This window comes from Roseivirga sp., from assembly GCF_034669765.1.
GTDB lineage: Bacteria > Bacteroidota > Bacteroidia > Cytophagales > Cyclobacteriaceae > Roseivirga.
Genome location: NZ_JAXMOQ010000002.1, coordinates 80,769 through 97,686 on the forward strand (window position 1 = coordinate 80,769; position 16,918 = coordinate 97,686).

Sequence of the window (16,918 nt, forward strand, 5' to 3'; positions counted from 1 at the left end):
GAGTTTATTTTGTAGCTATTAAAGCTTTGTTTTTTAATGAGTTAAATACTACAGGTAATGGTGAAATGTCTATGTATTTTTTGATTCTTATTTGCCCTAATACTATGGTAAGAATGATGCTGCTTGTAGTGGCCACTGCCGCTCCTACAACACCATACTGAGGAATTAACCAGACATTCATGATCATATTTACTAATAGGCTGAAAGCCAGCATCTGAAAGTTTACTTTGGGCTTACCTATCGCATCCAAGGTAAGTCCGAATACACGACCCCAAGGTTTGAACAAACAGCCAATAGATAGTATAATTATCAGTTGAGATGATTCTAGGTAATCTGCTGATGATAAAATATTTATAATACTCATATTGAAAATATCTATAACCATTACTCCTGGGATTATGAGTGCTAATAACGTGAGTATTGAGCGGCCATATTCTTTCTTTAGTTGACTGACACCGTTTGCATGATAACTTGCGGCTAATCGCGGATAAATGACTTGGCTTAGGGCTGTTAATGGGAGTTCTATGTACTGAATAATCCTTGATGCAAAATGGAAAAGCGCGAGTGAAATTGGATCAAGAAAATAGGCAATCATAAGCACATCGGCTTTGTTAAAAAGCAAAGACAAAAGATTGGTTCCGGCAATGTATTTTCCGAATCCAAGTAGCTCTTTTATGATGGCCAATTGTGGCATTGCAACAGCAATTGGATGCTTGAATAACATATACAATACAGGTGGAATTATGGCCAATAATTGACCATTCAGAATGGCATTAAAACTTAAGTTTCCTGTGTACCAAACCGTCACCATAATGGTTAAAAAAGTAACCATGTAAATGAGGTTTAGCCTAGCATAAAGTTTGAACTTGTTTTTGGCAAAACAGAGAATGTTCATCATCTGAATTGTACCTAAACTCACCAATGGCTTCCAGCTTTGTTTGAACAATTCAATTAGGGCAGGAGCCTCCCATAAATTCGCCAGAAGGCCTGCACCAAAATAGAGTAGGATAGCGCTTAAGATGATTACAGAGAAGTTGATGGTTATTCCAGATCCTGCTTGTTGCGCTTCTTCGTCCGCTTTTTGAATTAACAAACGTGTCAGCCCATTCTGGATTAAGCCCTGACGGATACTGTCTACAATGGATATTACGGTAATGAATAGTGCCCAAACACCCACGGCTTCTTGAGGAAATTCTTTAAGTAGCACGATGAAGAGCAGAAAATTACTTACCAAGAATGAGGCTTGGCCTGCAATAGAATAGAGGCTGTTCGAGAACATGGCGCTGTTTTTCAGTGATTTAATCATTATACTGCAAGTTTTTGGTATGACTCAATCGTGCGTTCGGCCACTTTGTCCCAAGTGAAAACTGATGAAATTCTTTCTTTGCCAATTGCCCCCATTCTTTCCGCTTCAGCTGGGTTTTCTAAAAGGTATTCCATAGCGAACACATAGGATTCTGGCTGTTCGATGTTACACAGTATGCCATTTTCTGCATGTGCAACGGACTCGCGAATGGCAGCCAAATCGGTGGCTACTACGGGTATTCCATGTGCATTGGCTTCAAGTAAAACGATCCCTTGAGTTTCGTATAGCGATGGTAATAGTAAAGCACAATACGATGGCATGGCTTCATGAATTTGTGCATTGGAATACTCTCCCAATAATCTGACTTGATTTTCTAGCTTAAGCTTCTTGATCAAATCTTTAAGCGTTTTATACTGCGGACCATTTCCAACAATATCCAATTGAATTTTTGATTTGGTTTTGGCGATGGCGGTAATCACAGGTATCAACCCTTTTACTGGGTGAAGTCTGCCCACGAAAAGAAAACGTGTTTTATATTCTGCTGAAATGTGCATCTTATTGGTTGCTGTAATTGATGAAAGTTGAACTCCATTTGGAATTACTTCTACACCTTCAAGCTGGTTTGATAGGCTAATTTCTTTGCAAACATCTTCGCTTACTGCAATCTTTAGCTGTGCAGCTTTTAAGAGTTTGTTTTCTATCTTTTGAGTAAGCCAAGTATGTAGTTTTGAGTTGAAACTCCAACCTTTTTCACTACTGCTCTCTCTGCTGATGATTCCATGTATTGTATTCGCTAATCTTCCTTTAAGCGCAGGAATCATGTATGATAAATATCCGCTGCGTCCTTGAGTGTGTATCACATTGAAACAGTTGTGATTTTTTGTTACCCAGTTTTTGGCTTGCCAGTTAAAACTGAATTCTTCCGCTAAATTGGAGATTGGCTTAAGGTATCTCCCTGGGAAAAATGGAATTTCGATGATGTTAACGCCATCAATTTCATATTGCTTTTCGGCCTTGCGGTAAGCGCCACCAGTAAGCACAGACACTGAATGCCCTTTCTCTGTTAATGCCAAAGCGAGGTTCCAGGTATGTGTTTGAATTCCGCCCTTGAATCTCCAAGGAAGAGATTTACAGATCAATAATATGTTCAATTTAGTGGGCTTCATTTTTTCTTTCTTTTAGCGCTTTTCTTCTTTTCTTTTTTGGCTTCAGCTGCCAGTTCTAATTTCGATCTCATTACTCCCCAGACTAAAAACAGGGTTGCTATGGGAAGCAAGAGTGGCCAAGGCATTCCTTCAAACATGATTATACTGCGTTATGTGGTGTGTGAATAAACTCGGTGCGTGACTTCTTCATCCAAGTGAAGGCATTAAGCGTTGACAGTACCAATTGAGGTAGTGCTACAATAAGCTTTAAGCCGTTTTGTAGAAGTACTTTGAAAGGAAGACAAATTACATAAGCTCCAAAGTTGGCTACGGTTCCAATGACAGCAACTGCAATCAGAACAACATTTCCTGTTAGCAATGAAAGTGCAACCAACATTAGCATTACAAAAGGGGCTAGCGCGCGTGGTGGCAAAGCCAGTTGCATAGTTTTGTGGAAGTAATCGAAGTTGCCTTTTAAAAGTGCTTTGAAGGCTGGTTTAATCGATTTTCTCAAAAAGGAGTACTGAGACTCCAACCAACGACCTCTCTGCTTAGAGAAGTGCTGAAATGAGCCTACTTTCTCATCTTTGATCACCAAGTCTTCTGCAAAATGAATGAACACCTTTTTAGCTGTAAAAGCCAGCTCTAGTTCTTTGTCGAAACCACCGATGGCGGTTAAGTCAAAAACTACGCTTTTGAATAATTCGAAATCAAATACCATGGCTGAGCCAGAAAGCTTTGAAGACAAGCCCAAAACATTGGCGCCTTTGCAAATCATTTCTTGGTTGGCGAATTCTGAAAGACCATCTAATAAAGCAATGGTGTTTTGTCCGTTGGCTGCTGCGCGATTGCCTTGAATGGCTTTCATGCCTGTATTTACATATTGATTCGCTTTGGCCAGAAAATGCATGTCCATTACGTTATCCGCATCTAAGATTACGGTGGCATTGTAAGCTCCATTTTTACCATAAACCTTCATGGCTTCTTGAAGTGATTTCACCTTGGTGCTTTTTTCAAACTTCACTTCCAACACATCAGCACCAAGGTTTCTGAGGGTTTTTACTGTTTCCAGTTTCAAACCATCGGCAATCACCACATAATCAAAAGCTCTTTTAGGGTATTGGTATCGCAAAGCCATATTGCGCTTCGTACTTTCAATGATTACGGCATCTTCTTTATAAGCAGGTACCATCACCAAAAACTTGTTTCTTTTTTCAACTGATTGAATACTAGGACGGGTTTTCACTTTTGAAGCCAAGGCCAAAATGAAAAGGTAAAGGGCAGATCCACCGAAATAGGCGATCAATATTGCGAGTACGATGATGATTAAAGTTTCCATATCAGTTTTTTTGTGGTTTCCATTCTTTGATTAAAAAGAGAAAAGGGATGGCCATATTCATTACCATGCCTGTTGGCATTTGGCCAAATACTTGGTTTCCATAGCTGGAAAAGAGCACTCCTACAATACATGCGTATAGTCCGAGTGCATATGTTTTACTTTGTTTGTCTTTAAGGTTCATTACCAAATGCCCGCCTTTGCCCAATACAAAGCCTAGAAAAGCTAAGTGAATTAGAAGGCCTACGGTGCCGGTTTCTGCCCAAACTTTAACATACCAGCTATCGGTAGCGGTGTTGGCCATTAGTGATTCTGGGTTGAACCTGGCGCCCCAAAAGCCTGCAGTACCAATTCCGGCACCAAAAGGTTTGTTGGCCAAGTAGGCACCAAAGGTTCTTTGATTATCGAGTCTTACAGAAAGAGATTTGTTATTGGGGTCTAAAGCGGTGCGCATTCTGCGAACTTGCTCTACACCTTGAAACATGAAAGTATATTTCAGAATACAGAATACCAGTACAATGGCAGTAAGACCGCCCAAAAGCACTTTGAAATTTTTGTTAACAATGAGGTAGGCTATTCCACCAAATAAAGGCACAGCCAAGGCGCCTCTTGTACCCGAAATGGCAAAGCCTAAGAAGAATAATACAGCGCAGATGGCATACCATACTTTGGTTCTGAATTTAAAAGGACCTCTAGCTAAAATGCCTGTAAAAAGGGCCATCATGGCTTGTGAAGCTCCAAACTGACCTGCATCGCTGTAGAATGAGAATACCCTTAAAACACCATGTAGAATATGCTCTTCGTGGTGATCTTCTTCCCATAACCAACGGTATTCAGCGGCATCCACCCCGATGATTTGCTGCTTAAAGCCCCAGGCGACTCCTATAAGAGAAAGCACAATGAGGATGTTAAGAAAGATCATGAAGTCTTTTCGATCTCTGAATAGCAAGAATATTAAAGGAATGCTCAAGGCTTGGTAGAAACCAAGGCCTCTCATGGCATAAAACCAGGCTACTAATCCGTTTCCAGCAGGGTTTACGATTTCGAAAATCAAGTAAACCATCCATATGGTAGAGAAGATGACAATGTCGTTTTTAAGGAATTTCCAGTTGACTTTTACTTCCTTGTTGAGGAGGATAATCAACCAAGCCAATACCATTAGGATATCGAGGGTTAAACCCCAAGGAGCGCTGATGTAGCGACTAATTCCTGAAATTAAAAAGCCCATCACTAGACTGCCCCATAGCGCAAGTTTTGGTTTGCTCCATAGTACAGCTAGTAGGGTCACGATGAAAGGGAGTCCGAGCAGAATAATTGCGCCCGCCATACCTGATACTAGGATTAACCCAGTGCCCACAACGATAAGCCCGAGTAAACTGATCAGGCCAAAGCCCGATCTTAATTTCTCGACTCCGTATTTGGTAGGTATGTTGGCGTAACTTTTCATGCTTTTTTCTTAACATAAAAGTACGGCCAGCCACGCGGCTATTTTTTAGATTACGATAACTGGAAGCTTTGCTTCGATAATTGACGGGAAGGAGGGATAAAAGAAATATTAATTCTTTAGCTGGTCGATCTCCTCTTTTACATTGGGGATGTCTTGAATTAAAATTGACCAAAGGATTTTTACATCTATTGTGTCATAAGCATGAGCGATAAGATTCCTTAATCCAATGATCTCGGCTGCATTTTTAATCTCAATTTTAGGCTCAATTTTTTGAAGCTTGTTAAGTGCCTCTCCTAAAATCTCAAATGCCCTTTCGGCTGCTCTCACACCCATAAAATCACTCTTAAATTTTTCAAAATCATTGTCAAATCTATCTTGAATCCAAATGAGTTCTTGAATAACTCTTTCGATATCGAGTATATATTTAAGCTGCCTTGAAGTCATAAATGGAAATTTGAGAGCGCTTTATTTGATCAATAAAAACAGGGTTTGTCAAACTCGATTCGGTGACTAAATCGACTTTCCTATTCAATAAAGTTTCCAATTGTCTTTGAAGGCTAAAGAAATTTTTTGCGTAGCTAGAAAGAGGGAGGCTGTCATTAAAGCAAACCAGAAAATCATAATCACTGTCGTTATTAAAGCCCCCATGAATTGAAGACCCGAAAACAGAAAGGTTCGTTACGAAGTGGCCTTCGCAAAGATTTCTGATTTCGTTTAACTTTTGTTCTAGCATAACCTCCATATGTCAAAGTTAATAAAATCATTTATGATCACTGTCAACCATTTTCAACGTTTTGAAAATCTAATTTGAGCAAATGCTCAAATTCATTTGTCCGTGCCTCCCAGCTGTTTTGCTGCGCGAAGTGCTTTCTCATTTGCACTTTGAGGCGGTTGTTTGCTTGAATTTCTTTCTTTACACCGTAAACAAAGTCTTCGGTGTTTTCTGCAATGTAGATCAATGGATAGAAATCTGACAAATCACTAAAATCAGTGGTGATTACCGGTTTACCCATGGCCATATATTCATTGATTTTTAACGGATAAATGGCCTTCGTAAGCTCGTTCTTCACAAAGGGAATAATACAGGCATCCCAAAGCTGAACACTTTCGGGTAATTCTGTTTGAGGTACTGCTCCACGAAAGAGGATGTTCTCCGGCATATTATCAGGTAAATCGACCTTTACTGGCCCAAGCATTTCAAAGGTCAGGCTGGGTAAAGCCTTGGCGCTTTGAGCTAGTAAGTCTAAATCAACGCGCTGGTCAATGGCACCAATATAGCCCACTTTATAATTCTTAGTAAGTTCTGCGCTTTCAGATCTGAATATGAAGAGGTTGACACCATTCTTTACACAAGAAACATCGGAGTGTTTGCCTATAAACTTCTGTTTTAACTGTTCAGAAGTGGTGATAATTCTTTGGCAGTGATCTATGAATTTTGATTCATATTCAGCGCCCCATTTACTGGCCCATTCGGTACCAGATATTTCATCGTAGCAGTAATAAGTGCGTTCTATTTCTCCCCAATATTTTCTGGTAAAGAAACCATAAATAGGGTTGAAGGCATTCACCAATACTGTATGCTCTCTGTCTACTGTTTTTAATATTTTCTTGATGCTCAGGCCTATGAACCAAGCGTTAATGAGCATGACTAAACGGAAAATGGTAGCATTGTTAATCCAGTTTACTGGAATTACCGGTATGGCATTGTACACTTCTACCAAACCATTTTCAGTTTCAATTTTCCTAGTTCTGTTTTTCTTACCTAAGACCTGGTTTTTAGGTGTGAATCTATTTTTCAACACATCTTTCCAAGTGTAGTGATAGTCGAGCATAATTACTCGGTGATCTTTTGCCAGCCTGGTCATAATCTCCATGGTGGATTTTATGTAGGGTGTGTCCCAAGCAGGGAAACTATGGCATATAATTGTTTTCATTGTTTTTTTCTAATTGTGAATTTTCTTCAACTTCTCTTTATTTCTTCTTCGTATTCACTCTTGTCTTCTGAGCCCTTAGCTCAAAACCGCCTTCACTTTTCTTCTTAACCAGCTTCTTTTCTTTGGTACTTCGCCAATTACATCTTCCATAATATCTGCTCTAACACCATTAAGGAATACCACCGGCTTTTGGCCTACGTATTTTTTATACACTTTTAAGGCATGTTGGTCGGCCTCGGTCCATTTTCTATCTGCTTTGGTGACTAAAATGTGGATGTCGCCATTTTTTACATTGTCATGGCCGTAGGGGTGATTGAGAATAGATGGCAATTCAATCCAATTGAATTCATTTTCATCGAAGTGCTTTTCAACAAACTTTTGAGCATTCTCGATCAATGTGGTTTTTCCTTCTTGGTTTTGAATGCTAAAAACCACCACATTTTTCTTGCCTTTGGTCTGCTTCCCTGAGCTTCTCAATTCTTGAATGAAAAGGTTCATGGCTTGCTCGGTGATGGTATCGAAATCGATATTGGATTTTTCTACATCCTTTGGCAATTTTGGCATTAAACCCGCTAATCTTAAACCTGTTTTCTCAGTAGTGTTTTTAGGACTTTTCAAACTGCTATCCATAAATTCCATCCCGATAACAGCGCTTGATGGAACAACCAATCCCACCATGAAGGCCAGAATTACCATCATAGAAGTTTTTGATTTCTCTGGCTGGGCAGGGTAGAATGGTTTGTCGATTACTTTCAAATTGCTCGACATCAACATATTGTATTTGTCCAACCGGGCTTGGTTGTAGCTGCGTAAATTTTCTAAATATTCTCTTTCAGCTACATCAATTTCTCTTTCCAATCGGGTGAGGGTAGAACCTAATGGAGCAAAACGATCATAGATGGCTTCGTATTCTTTTTGACGCATGCTCATTACTTCCAGTTTGGCCGATGATTCTTCTCTACTAATTACAGAGTTCAACCATTGGGTTAAAAGGTTGGAAGTGGGTACACCATCAGAAGTTTGATTTACAGCAATTACCGTTTTCGTTGATTCAATCATTTCTGCCTTGAGCGTATTGATTTTCGCTTCAAGGTCTCTTTTCTTAATCAGCGTTTGCCCGTCTAATAGGCTATCGTTGGTTAAAGTAATTTCCGTTAATGCATTCGTGTATCCTGCTATTTTCTTTTGACTTGCCGCAATTCTTTCTTGAATTACAGGCAATACACTTTTATCATCAATCTCTAATTCAATGCGTTTAATGGCCGATTCCGACCCAGCCTTCAACTTTAACTGCTCCTGATATTGCTTGTCTAGTTCTTCCTTATTTCCAGAAATAAAGCGGGTTTGTTCGTAATAGTTGATGATTTGGTTTTTTACTCTGAAACTCAATAAATCGTCTTCAGCCTTCTTTAGTTTGGCCAAGGTGTTGGCAGTGGCTTCTTCAAAGAATAGGATTACCGACTCAGTTTGGCCTTCTTTTGTATCCAATTGACTTTCCATGAAAATATCTGTTAAGAAAGACAGGGTTACCTGACTAATGTAAGGATCTATGGAAGTGTATTCCATACGAATCATGTCACTATTGCCTTCTCTTACTACTTTAATGTTCTCCAACTGATCTAGCCCAAAAAATGGGTTTTTAGAATAAGAGAGTTCATAAATGGCATTTTGCTTATCCGCTTCTCTTAGGGCGATAACCTTTTGCTGTACCGACTTCAAAGAGTCTCTCTCACTTATTTCTACTTCGATATTCTCTAAACTGGTTTCAAGTACTTCTTGATTCTCTTTTAAAATTGGGTTTTCGTCTTTCGACCTTTCTAATAAAATATGGGCCAATAACATGGCTGAAAGTTCTTTTTGGGTTTCGAATGAAGTAGCCAAATTGATAAGGTTCTCCATTTCATTATTGGTGAAAGCGTAATCGATTCTCTCGCCATTATTACTTTCAATGTTATAACCAGAGATAAGTCCGGTATTCAACAACGTGTGGCTTTGGTATTCTTGCTTTGCGTCTTTTGTAAACCAGAACACAAGAAAAGCTAAGCACAATGCTGTAAGGCCAATGTAGGCCGAAAAGCGAACTAATAAACGAGCGATTTGAATGAAACTCATGGTTTATCGAATTATTGAAGATCCAACCAATTGCTCTAATGTCTTAAGTGTATACCAAGCATCGCTTTTGGTTTTTTCAAGTTCTATTTTAGAAGTAGTAGCAATGTCTAAAGCCATTCTGTAGGCATCCATTTCAGCTTTTCCAGCTTTAAAATATCCTTCCGTAAGCATCAATGCCGATTCGTTGGCTTGCATCTTTTCAGTTTGTAGTGCAATAATTTTGAAAGAAAGGCTAAGCAGGTTATAACGCTTGGTCACTTCTTCTGCAATCACTTTTTTAATATCTGTTTTTTGGTATTCTATTTCTTCAATAGCATACTTATTCAGCTTGATTTTATTCTTTCTCGAAACGAGTTCCGAGAATGGCAACCTGATGCTAAGCCCTAAACTGTAAGTAGCATTTTGTCGCGTCACGAAAGTGCTTTGATTGTCGCTGGAAGTTAATAGTTGATCTGAGATTACACCGTTTCCGTAGTTATAGCCAGCGGTAAATGCCACATGTTGTAACCAGTCTTTTTTCGACATGGCCATTTCCTCCTCTTTCTGTAACTGCCCTGTTGTGAGGCGGTGTACAGATGGAGCACTTCTTAGGGCCATGCTGATGAGAGAATCCAATGGTTTGATCTTGTCCATCCCAGTGGGTGTTTCCTGAGCAGTTAGTGCGGTGGCACTGATCAATAATATGGCGATTAACAATTTTTTCATGATTCCTATTTTTGTGTTTGAACCGTTTTCTCTGAAACAATACCCTTGATGCTGTCCATTAGATTCTTAAATCCTGCTGGCTTCATAAAGGGCTTCTCTATTGTTTTAAAGAATATCATACTGCTAAATAACACGATAGGAATGGCGATAATCAGACTTATCGATAACTGTAACCAATAAGGGGATGAGTAACCAAAGGAGCCGATAACTGAATAGAGCAACTCAAGCAATGGTAGATGAATGAGGTAAATCGTGTAACACATTCCACCTATGATCGTGATCCATTTTACGGACAAAAACTTGTTGAAATAGTGGCCTTTGAAGCCCGCTATAAGCAAAAGAATTAGTGCCGAGTTGAAGATTAATGTTTTGTAATATTCTTCTGTCCAGGTAAAGGCCATCACTACTAAAAGAGTGGGCGCGAGGGCATCCCAAATCCATGGTTTGATGCGGCCAATAGTTTTTCGGTTGACATATAAATCTGCGGCCAACATACCTATCAGAAAGTGCTGCAAGTGGCCCAGTAAAGTGGCTTTGAGCGGATGAACATTCCAGCCCAATACAAATTGAAAAGTGATGTAGCCAATTAAGAAGATGATCAGAAAGCTTCTTCTCACAAAACCTTCTTTCTGATTGAAATAGAGCAATGCAATAAAAGGGGCAATGAGGTAAAATTGTATTTCTACTTCCAGCGACCAAGCTACTGGATTGATAATGGAGTATTCACCATAGATAATGCTGTGGGTATAGGTAAGTGTAGCGAAGTAATGCGCCATTACTTTACCGATTCCTAAATTGCTTTGAAAAAGGATGATAAGCGCAAAAAAGCTAATCCAGAATATGAACGGAGGCTCAATTCTGGTAAGTCTTCTGGATATATAGGTTTTGTAATTGAGCGTTCTGTTGCCTTTAGCATAGGGCATGGTAAGCACAAAACCACTAATTGCGAAGAAGATAAACACTCCAATGGTACCTCTACTAATCAAGAAAGAAAGCATCTGTTCCCAACCTGTTTGATTTAAGGCGCTAACGTTATACTTCAATAGTCTTTCGTTGGCGTGTTGGAAAAGAACTGGTGCGATGGCCAGAAATCTAAAACCGTCAATAAAAGGAATGTAGTTTCCTGAATTTGGGGTACGTAATAAGGAGTTCCAAAATTCTGTGAATCGTCTCATTATTTATACGTTTTCATGTTGAAGTGCCGCTAGAGGAGTTTTGAAGAGGATCTTCATGTCCAACCAGAAGTTATGTTTTAGTGCATATTCAATATCTAAATCACATCTGCTTTCGGCACTCATTCCCGCTTTTCCACGCTCGGTTACCTGCCATAAACCAGTGAGTCCGGCTGGTGCTAAAAAGCGACCTATGGTGGCATCAGTAGTGAGTTTTTCTGCTTCATAAAGAGGAAGAGGTCTGTTGCCTACCAGAGACATATCACCAAGAAGAATATTGAAGAGTTGAGGTAATTCATCGATACTTGTGTTTCTGATAAACTGGCCCACTTTCGTAATTCTTGGGTCGTTGTTGATCTTCACAAAAGCCTTTTTGTCTTCTAATGCTTTGTGGGCTTCGTATTCTGCTTCACCAAACAGTTCATCGTCCTTTACTAAAATATTGTCGTGTTTAGAATAAGCAATGATAGTACGCGTAAGAGGCTTGGCCTTCAAAGCTTGTTCGTTATCGTTAGCGTATTGGTTTAAATGCTTTAATTGCTCCACCATTTGGTCGGCATCGGTGCGCATAGACCTGAACTTATAGAACTTGAAAATTTTATAGCCCATTCCTACACGGTAAGAGTAGTAGAAGATGGGGCCTTTGGATTCTAGCCTGATCAGGATCATGACCAATAGGAATAAGGGTGCCAAGCATAAAACCAGAATGCCGGTTACTGTAATGTCGAAAGCTCTTTTTACAAAGGGTACTTTTAATGAAGGTCTCATAGCTCTGTTTTATTTGATACAAAGCTATGCTGAATGGGGGCTGGGCTTGGGTAATTTAGACGACCGCAAGGTTTTGGCAGTCGAATGAAATGATTTAGCAGATGGCGGTTTTGCTGCTTAGCAGAGAGTTTTATCTAGATTCTTCTCAGAAGTTTTGTGCTATAACCAATTGTCATTCTGATGTACTTGAAGTTTAACCTAAGGTGAAGGATAATTATATCTTCCCTCCTCTGAAAGTCCATTATTATATGGCTCGGTGCTCAATCACCCCTCAAGAGTATAAGAGGGTTTGGTTTCTTTATTTTATAATTCAATTGACTTATATTGAGTGGTTTACTCATCTAGTATACCAAAATCACTTTAAATTAAAGTCATGAAGAAGTTATTTGCTCTAATATTCATTGTTTCTTTATCCACCCAAACTAAAGCCCAAACAGTCGACCTTAAAGATGTAGCCTCACCTGATGCCATTATTGCCGCACTTTATGATGTAATCTCAGGGCCTGCTGGAGAGAAGCGGAACTGGGATAGAATGAAAAGCCTCTTTATTCCTGAAGGACGTTTGATGCCCTCAGGGAAGAATGCTCAAACAGGGGAGGTCGGTTATAGAGTCTGGACTGTACAAGAATATGTTGAGCAAGCTGGAACAGGTTTAGAAGCAAATGGGTTCTATGAAATAGAAATAGCTCGAAAGTCTGAAGAATATGGCACCATCATGCATATTTTTAGCACTTACGAGTCTCGCACAAAAGCAGATGATGAAAAACCCTTTGCCAGAGGAATTAATAGTATTCAGCTTCTCCATGGAAAAGACCGCTGGTTTATAGTAAGCGTATTCTGGATGGGAGAGAGCCCTGTCTATCCTTTGCCTGAGAAGTACCTTGCTATGAAATGAACCGATAGTGATTAGTGTATTAGTAAATTAGAAAACATTTATTACTACTGGCTGAGGTTAGAGGAAACTCCCTAAACATGCTGATCTATCAACACAGCATTGCCATCTGGATCCATTACTACCATGCTGGCAGGGCCAGAAGTACTTTCGTCTGCTGCGCTTTGAAGTGCTATGCCTTTGCTTTTCAATTCCTTTTGTATGTCGCGTACATCATCGTAGGATTTGAGTTTTTGAGCGTTTTCATCCCAACCTGGGTTAAAGGTGAGAATGTTATTAGGGAACATGCCATGAAAAAGCCCCACCAATGCATTGCCATTTTTCATGATCAGGTAATTTTTCTCCATATCTCCCGCAAATACAGCAAAGCCAAGGGCTTCATAAAAATCTTTGGAAGCCTTTAGGTCTTTTACACTAAGGCTAATGGAGAATGCGCCAAGTTTCATAGTTGTGGGTTTTGTTTCGAAATGAAGATAGGAATTTTATTGCAAGGACTCAACGTATTATGCTGTGCACAATTCGAAGTTTAGAGTACCGATCAGGCTTTTACTATCCGGACATAAAAAAGAACCCCGACATTTTCATGCCGGGGCCTGGGTAGTGGACTTAACACTTCACACACACTTAGTCACTACCCTTAGTGTACAGTTTTCCAACTTCTCTGTATCCATCTATACCTCTGTACCAATCCATATAGCTATAGCCACTACTTTTTGCCCAATCATTAAATCTTAAATGTCCTTTTCTTATGTCAATATTTTCTTCAGGGTAAACGAAGCTTTCTGGCAAACTAATCCCCCAAGGTAAGCTTGTTTTCGACTTATAATAGTCTCCTTGCGATGGATCAGAATCATCATCTTCCGTTCCAAAAAAGCTTTCGTCCACTAAATCTGTTGGCAAGTAGCCTGGTAGGTGCGCTTCCCTTCCCCTGTTCTGAGAAATAATAATAAAGGGATTATAGGGCACTGAACCTAAGTCTTCGATTGCTTTGGGGCTATTTAGTTTAATCGTCATTTTCACAATTGAAGGATCAGCATAGCCGTCTTCTTTACGTGTATTAATAAAACCACTTTTAGCGAAAAGGTCGTGTACGTTGTCCGAAACAATAAACACTGCTTTCCGCTGATTTGCTTCTGTTCCGTTGGCGTTGGTTTTAATAATTCCAGTATTCAAAACATTACCCTGGATGCTTAAAATATCACTTGGAGTAAGGTCTATCGAAAACCCAAAGCCATTTCTATAACCTGCTCCTGCGGCTCTCACCATGAATTTTGGTGCCATTTCTACTACTTTGTTATCGGCATTCATTATATGTTTGAACTGATAGTCTACTACCAAATCGTTAAAGTCATAGTCGCCCATATTTGGCCAATTGTCTTCAAAAGCGAAAGTACCATAAGTAGTCGAAGAAGGGTAGTAGCTGTCGTAAGCTTTTGTACCATCGTTCGGGTATTCGTCCAAAGCATCGTTGATGCCGTCACCATCAGTGTCTAAAACGCCTGGCTTGTCGATAGGACTTACATTGGCGGTGCTAATGGCTTTTACTGGGTTTGAGGATACAAATAGAATGGCATCATTGAAGTCCTGATCACATTTAAAAGGAATGTCGTCTCTTCTAATATCTTCAAAGCCGAGTAAAAAGAGTTCGTTTTCTTCGTCCCAAAGCAAAACGTTATGTTGCTTTAGATTGTCGTCAGGTTCAGGGTTTAAGTTCTTATCGGCAAACACCACATGATTATAGTCTTCTGAGTTGCTGCCGTTCCAACCATCGGCCAATAGTACTACACCCACAGAAGTTCCAGGTTCGAAGCGGCCAATATTGATTTTGTCTCCAGTGATTAGTCCACCGCCACTACCAGCAAATGATAGGTTAGGGAAGGCAATGTTGATTTGTTGTACATCATTTAATGTCTGTGGTGGAGTGTTGGTAGGGTAGGTGTAAAAACCAATGGCGTTTCTCCATCCCGCTCCTTCGTGCACAAAAGTCAACCAAACATCTGCGGTTTCCACAATGTCCAAGGTCGTTTTCTTTCCATTGGCCAAATACGTTGGATGATAATCGGGTACAGGTAAACTTTCTGGTAACGAAGCATTAATGTATTCTAAAATCGAAGCGGAAACGATATCGCGTTCCGATTCTAAATAATCAGGTACTCCGGCTGAGTTATAACCGCCCATGTATACAATGGTAGTGGAATTATTGCTAAATGTAGTTCCTGCCGCTGCGTAACCTATGGTAGCGCTATTGGCTTCAGACGAAGTGTTGTTAATTACTTGTGATGGATCAATTGATCCATTGTAATTTAAGGTAACCGAATTTGAAAGGATTGGAATAGAAATGCTATTCGGAATTCCAATGTATTGAGCTTCCATCATCAATTCAGTTAAATGGTTGGCCAATGCTACTTTCTGACTCAAGATCCCGCTTGTGTTCGTAAATCCAGTGACCAACACTTGATTTGTTAGTGGATCTAAAAGCTGAATTTTGATTCCTTTTAAAGGAGTACTTTGTGCATCCTTAAAAGTAAGGTTGATTTCGGTAGATGTTACACTTGTGAAATCGAAGTCAGCAAATTCAGATGTTTCTACTGGCTCTGCTATTGTTTGGTCAAAATCTGGCTCTTTAACACAGCCCATGATTAGTATCAGGGTAAGTAATGTAGTTAGCTTTTTCATGTTTTTTTGTTTAGGCTACTTTTTGTAAGCGAGTTCTTAGCTGGCCAGGTTTAAGGGCCACGTTTACTCTTAAACTTAGTTCTATAGGGCTGAAAGGCTTGCTGATTGAATCGCTAACACCAAGTTCTAAAGCGTGAATTCTTTGTTCACTCTTGTCATTGTCGGTTAGAATGATCATTGGCATAGTGTATAAGTCGGCTTGCCTTTTTAGCTGGCTGAGGTCCTGATACTCTTGAGAGTTTTTGGTTTGATAATCCGCTAATATTAATGCTGCATCGTTCCCTTCTAGCCACTCTAGAGCTTCTGCTGGAGATTTAACAGCTTTAACAAAATGATTGTCCCCTAGGTAATTGGCCAAGAATAATCTCATCATTGTGTTGCTCTCTACGATTAATATGTTTTCCATTTTGCGTATTTTTTTCGTTTTCTTGAGTCAAAAGTAGGAGGTGAAAATGCGCTATTTGGACAGAAAAGACGAATGGGCTCTTTTCTTCGATAATGGGAATTAAACTGACGATAAAGAATCAGGTGAAATGCTTAAGTCTGTATTTAAACTCAGTAAAAAGTGGGTTGAACGTAAGTTTTTAACAATACAGAGGCGGAATGCCTTAAGTCAGAAATTGGTATTTAGCTACTTATACATCGTTTGAGCAAAAAATAACCTCGACATAAGAATGTCGAGACCTGAAGGTAGAATACCACACACGTTTATATTTATAATTTACTTGATTATTGGAGTACGATTTGGCTACCATTTTTCAGTTTTACGCAGCCTTCAATCGTTCAAAAACAATATCCAAAGAATTGATTGTCAGTGGCTTTACTATAAAATCAACTACCGAAGGATAAAATTTAGCTTTGTTATAGTCAGCCTTATCAGTGGAGGAGGATAATAAATAAATGTCGAACTTCTTCTTGAGTTCAATGTCGAAGCAATCGAATTGATCTAAGAAATCCCAGCCATCAAATAGAGGCATGTTAATATCGAGGAGCAGAATGATTTTATGAAAATGAGCACTTCCATCAGTAATAAAACCTATTGCCTCTTGAACATTGCTAAAGGGATGCACTTCAGCATTATTCACATTCTTAGTGATGATAACTTTTGAGAGAAATTGGTTGATAGGGTCATCGTCAACCGTGATAAATATGTTGTTGTTCTGCATCTTAATAAGTATCCAAATTTTGGAAAGGGGATAAATTCCTATTTGAAGTACAGCACAAAGTGTTTTGGGTGTTTTTGGGCTAGTGTTCTGAAGCCCTTAGTATCTTGGTAACGAAAACAAATTTAACTTTAGTATGGCACAAAAATACGTTAATAAAGTTTTTAACCCATCGCTTTTTGTTTTTTATTATTCTAGTGTGGCTTTTAGTATAAGAGTGGTTGATTTGGTGGTGAAGAAAACCAACTAGGGCGGATGTAAA

The 16,918-nt window shown here is 39.4% G+C and carries 16 protein-coding genes; 1 reads left to right on the top strand and 15 read right to left on the bottom strand.

Annotated elements, in window-relative coordinates; translation table 11 throughout:
• Nucleotides 1-4: 4 nt before the first annotated feature.
• The 11 genes from VOI17_RS03375 to VOI17_RS03425 form a co-directional block, all read right to left on the bottom strand.
• Nucleotides 5-1,306 (bottom strand): oligosaccharide flippase family protein, encoded by a 1,302-nt coding sequence (locus tag VOI17_RS03375; protein WP_323755830.1) that lies wholly within the window; start codon nt 1,304-1,306, stop codon nt 5-7.
• Nucleotides 1,306-2,472, bottom strand: coding sequence for a glycosyltransferase family 4 protein (locus tag VOI17_RS03380; RefSeq protein ID WP_323755831.1), 1,167 nt, complete (start codon nt 2,470-2,472; stop codon nt 1,306-1,308). The genes VOI17_RS03375 and VOI17_RS03380 overlap by 1 nt, the downstream gene beginning before the upstream one ends.
• Before the next feature lie 139 nt (nt 2,473-2,611).
• Entirely contained in the window at nt 2,612-3,790 is a 1,179-nt protein-coding gene (locus VOI17_RS03385) for a glycosyltransferase (RefSeq protein WP_323755832.1), read from the bottom strand.
• A gap of 1 nt (nt 3,791) precedes the next feature.
• The gene (locus tag VOI17_RS03390; protein WP_323755833.1) at nt 3,792-5,234 is read right to left on the bottom strand and encodes an O-antigen ligase family protein; all 1,443 of its coding nucleotides are present in this window, start codon (nt 5,232-5,234) and stop codon (nt 3,792-3,794) included.
• 108 nt (nt 5,235-5,342) lie between these two features.
• Nucleotides 5,343-5,678: a DUF86 domain-containing protein gene (locus VOI17_RS03395; protein ID WP_323755834.1), complete on the bottom strand. Its 336-nt coding sequence runs from the start codon at nt 5,676-5,678 to the stop codon at nt 5,343-5,345.
• Nucleotides 5,659-5,967 (bottom strand): nucleotidyltransferase family protein, encoded by a 309-nt coding sequence (locus tag VOI17_RS03400; protein ID WP_323755835.1) that lies wholly within the window; start codon nt 5,965-5,967, stop codon nt 5,659-5,661. The genes VOI17_RS03395 and VOI17_RS03400 overlap by 20 nt, the downstream gene beginning before the upstream one ends.
• A gap of 43 nt (nt 5,968-6,010) precedes the next feature.
• Nucleotides 6,011-7,168, bottom strand: coding sequence for a glycosyltransferase (locus VOI17_RS03405; RefSeq protein WP_323755836.1), 1,158 nt, complete (start codon nt 7,166-7,168; stop codon nt 6,011-6,013).
• Between the two features lie 75 nt (nt 7,169-7,243).
• Nucleotides 7,244-9,280, bottom strand: coding sequence for a hypothetical protein (locus tag VOI17_RS03410; RefSeq protein ID WP_323755837.1), 2,037 nt, complete (start codon nt 9,278-9,280; stop codon nt 7,244-7,246).
• A gap of 3 nt (nt 9,281-9,283) precedes the next feature.
• Nucleotides 9,284-9,985, bottom strand: a complete 702-nt coding sequence (locus VOI17_RS03415) for a TolC family protein (protein WP_323755838.1) — start codon at nt 9,983-9,985, stop codon at nt 9,284-9,286.
• A gap of 5 nt (nt 9,986-9,990) precedes the next feature.
• Nucleotides 9,991-11,160, bottom strand: a complete 1,170-nt coding sequence (locus VOI17_RS03420; protein ID WP_323755839.1) for an acyltransferase — start codon at nt 11,158-11,160, stop codon at nt 9,991-9,993.
• Nucleotides 11,161-11,163: 3 nt separating this feature from the next.
• The gene (locus VOI17_RS03425) at nt 11,164-11,925 is read right to left on the bottom strand and encodes a sugar transferase (RefSeq protein WP_323755840.1); all 762 of its coding nucleotides are present in this window, start codon (nt 11,923-11,925) and stop codon (nt 11,164-11,166) included.
• A gap of 373 nt (nt 11,926-12,298) precedes the next feature.
• Between VOI17_RS03425 and VOI17_RS03430 the strand changes: the two genes are divergently transcribed.
• Nucleotides 12,299-12,820 carry a hypothetical protein gene (locus tag VOI17_RS03430; RefSeq protein WP_323755841.1) on the top strand — a complete coding sequence of 174 codons (522 nt, stop codon included), beginning with the start codon at nt 12,299-12,301 and terminating at the stop codon, nt 12,818-12,820.
• 71 nt (nt 12,821-12,891) lie between these two features.
• On the opposite strand, the gene VOI17_RS03435 is transcribed toward VOI17_RS03430, so the two are convergent.
• The 4 genes from VOI17_RS03435 to VOI17_RS03450 all read right to left on the bottom strand — a co-directional run bounded on the left by VOI17_RS03435 (nt 12,892) and on the right by VOI17_RS03450 (nt 16,659).
• On the bottom strand, nt 12,892-13,263 hold the full coding sequence (locus VOI17_RS03435) for a VOC family protein (protein WP_323755842.1): 372 nt from the start codon (nt 13,261-13,263) through the stop codon (nt 12,892-12,894).
• Between the two features lie 178 nt (nt 13,264-13,441).
• Nucleotides 13,442-15,493: an LruC domain-containing protein gene (locus VOI17_RS03440; protein WP_323755843.1), complete on the bottom strand. Its 2,052-nt coding sequence runs from the start codon at nt 15,491-15,493 to the stop codon at nt 13,442-13,444.
• 10 nt (nt 15,494-15,503) lie between these two features.
• Entirely contained in the window at nt 15,504-15,899 is a 396-nt protein-coding gene (locus VOI17_RS03445) for a response regulator (RefSeq protein ID WP_323755844.1), read from the bottom strand.
• 358 nt (nt 15,900-16,257) lie between these two features.
• Nucleotides 16,258-16,659 (bottom strand): response regulator, encoded by a 402-nt coding sequence (locus VOI17_RS03450; protein WP_323755845.1) that lies wholly within the window; start codon nt 16,657-16,659, stop codon nt 16,258-16,260.
• Nucleotides 16,660-16,918: the final 259 nt, after the last annotated feature.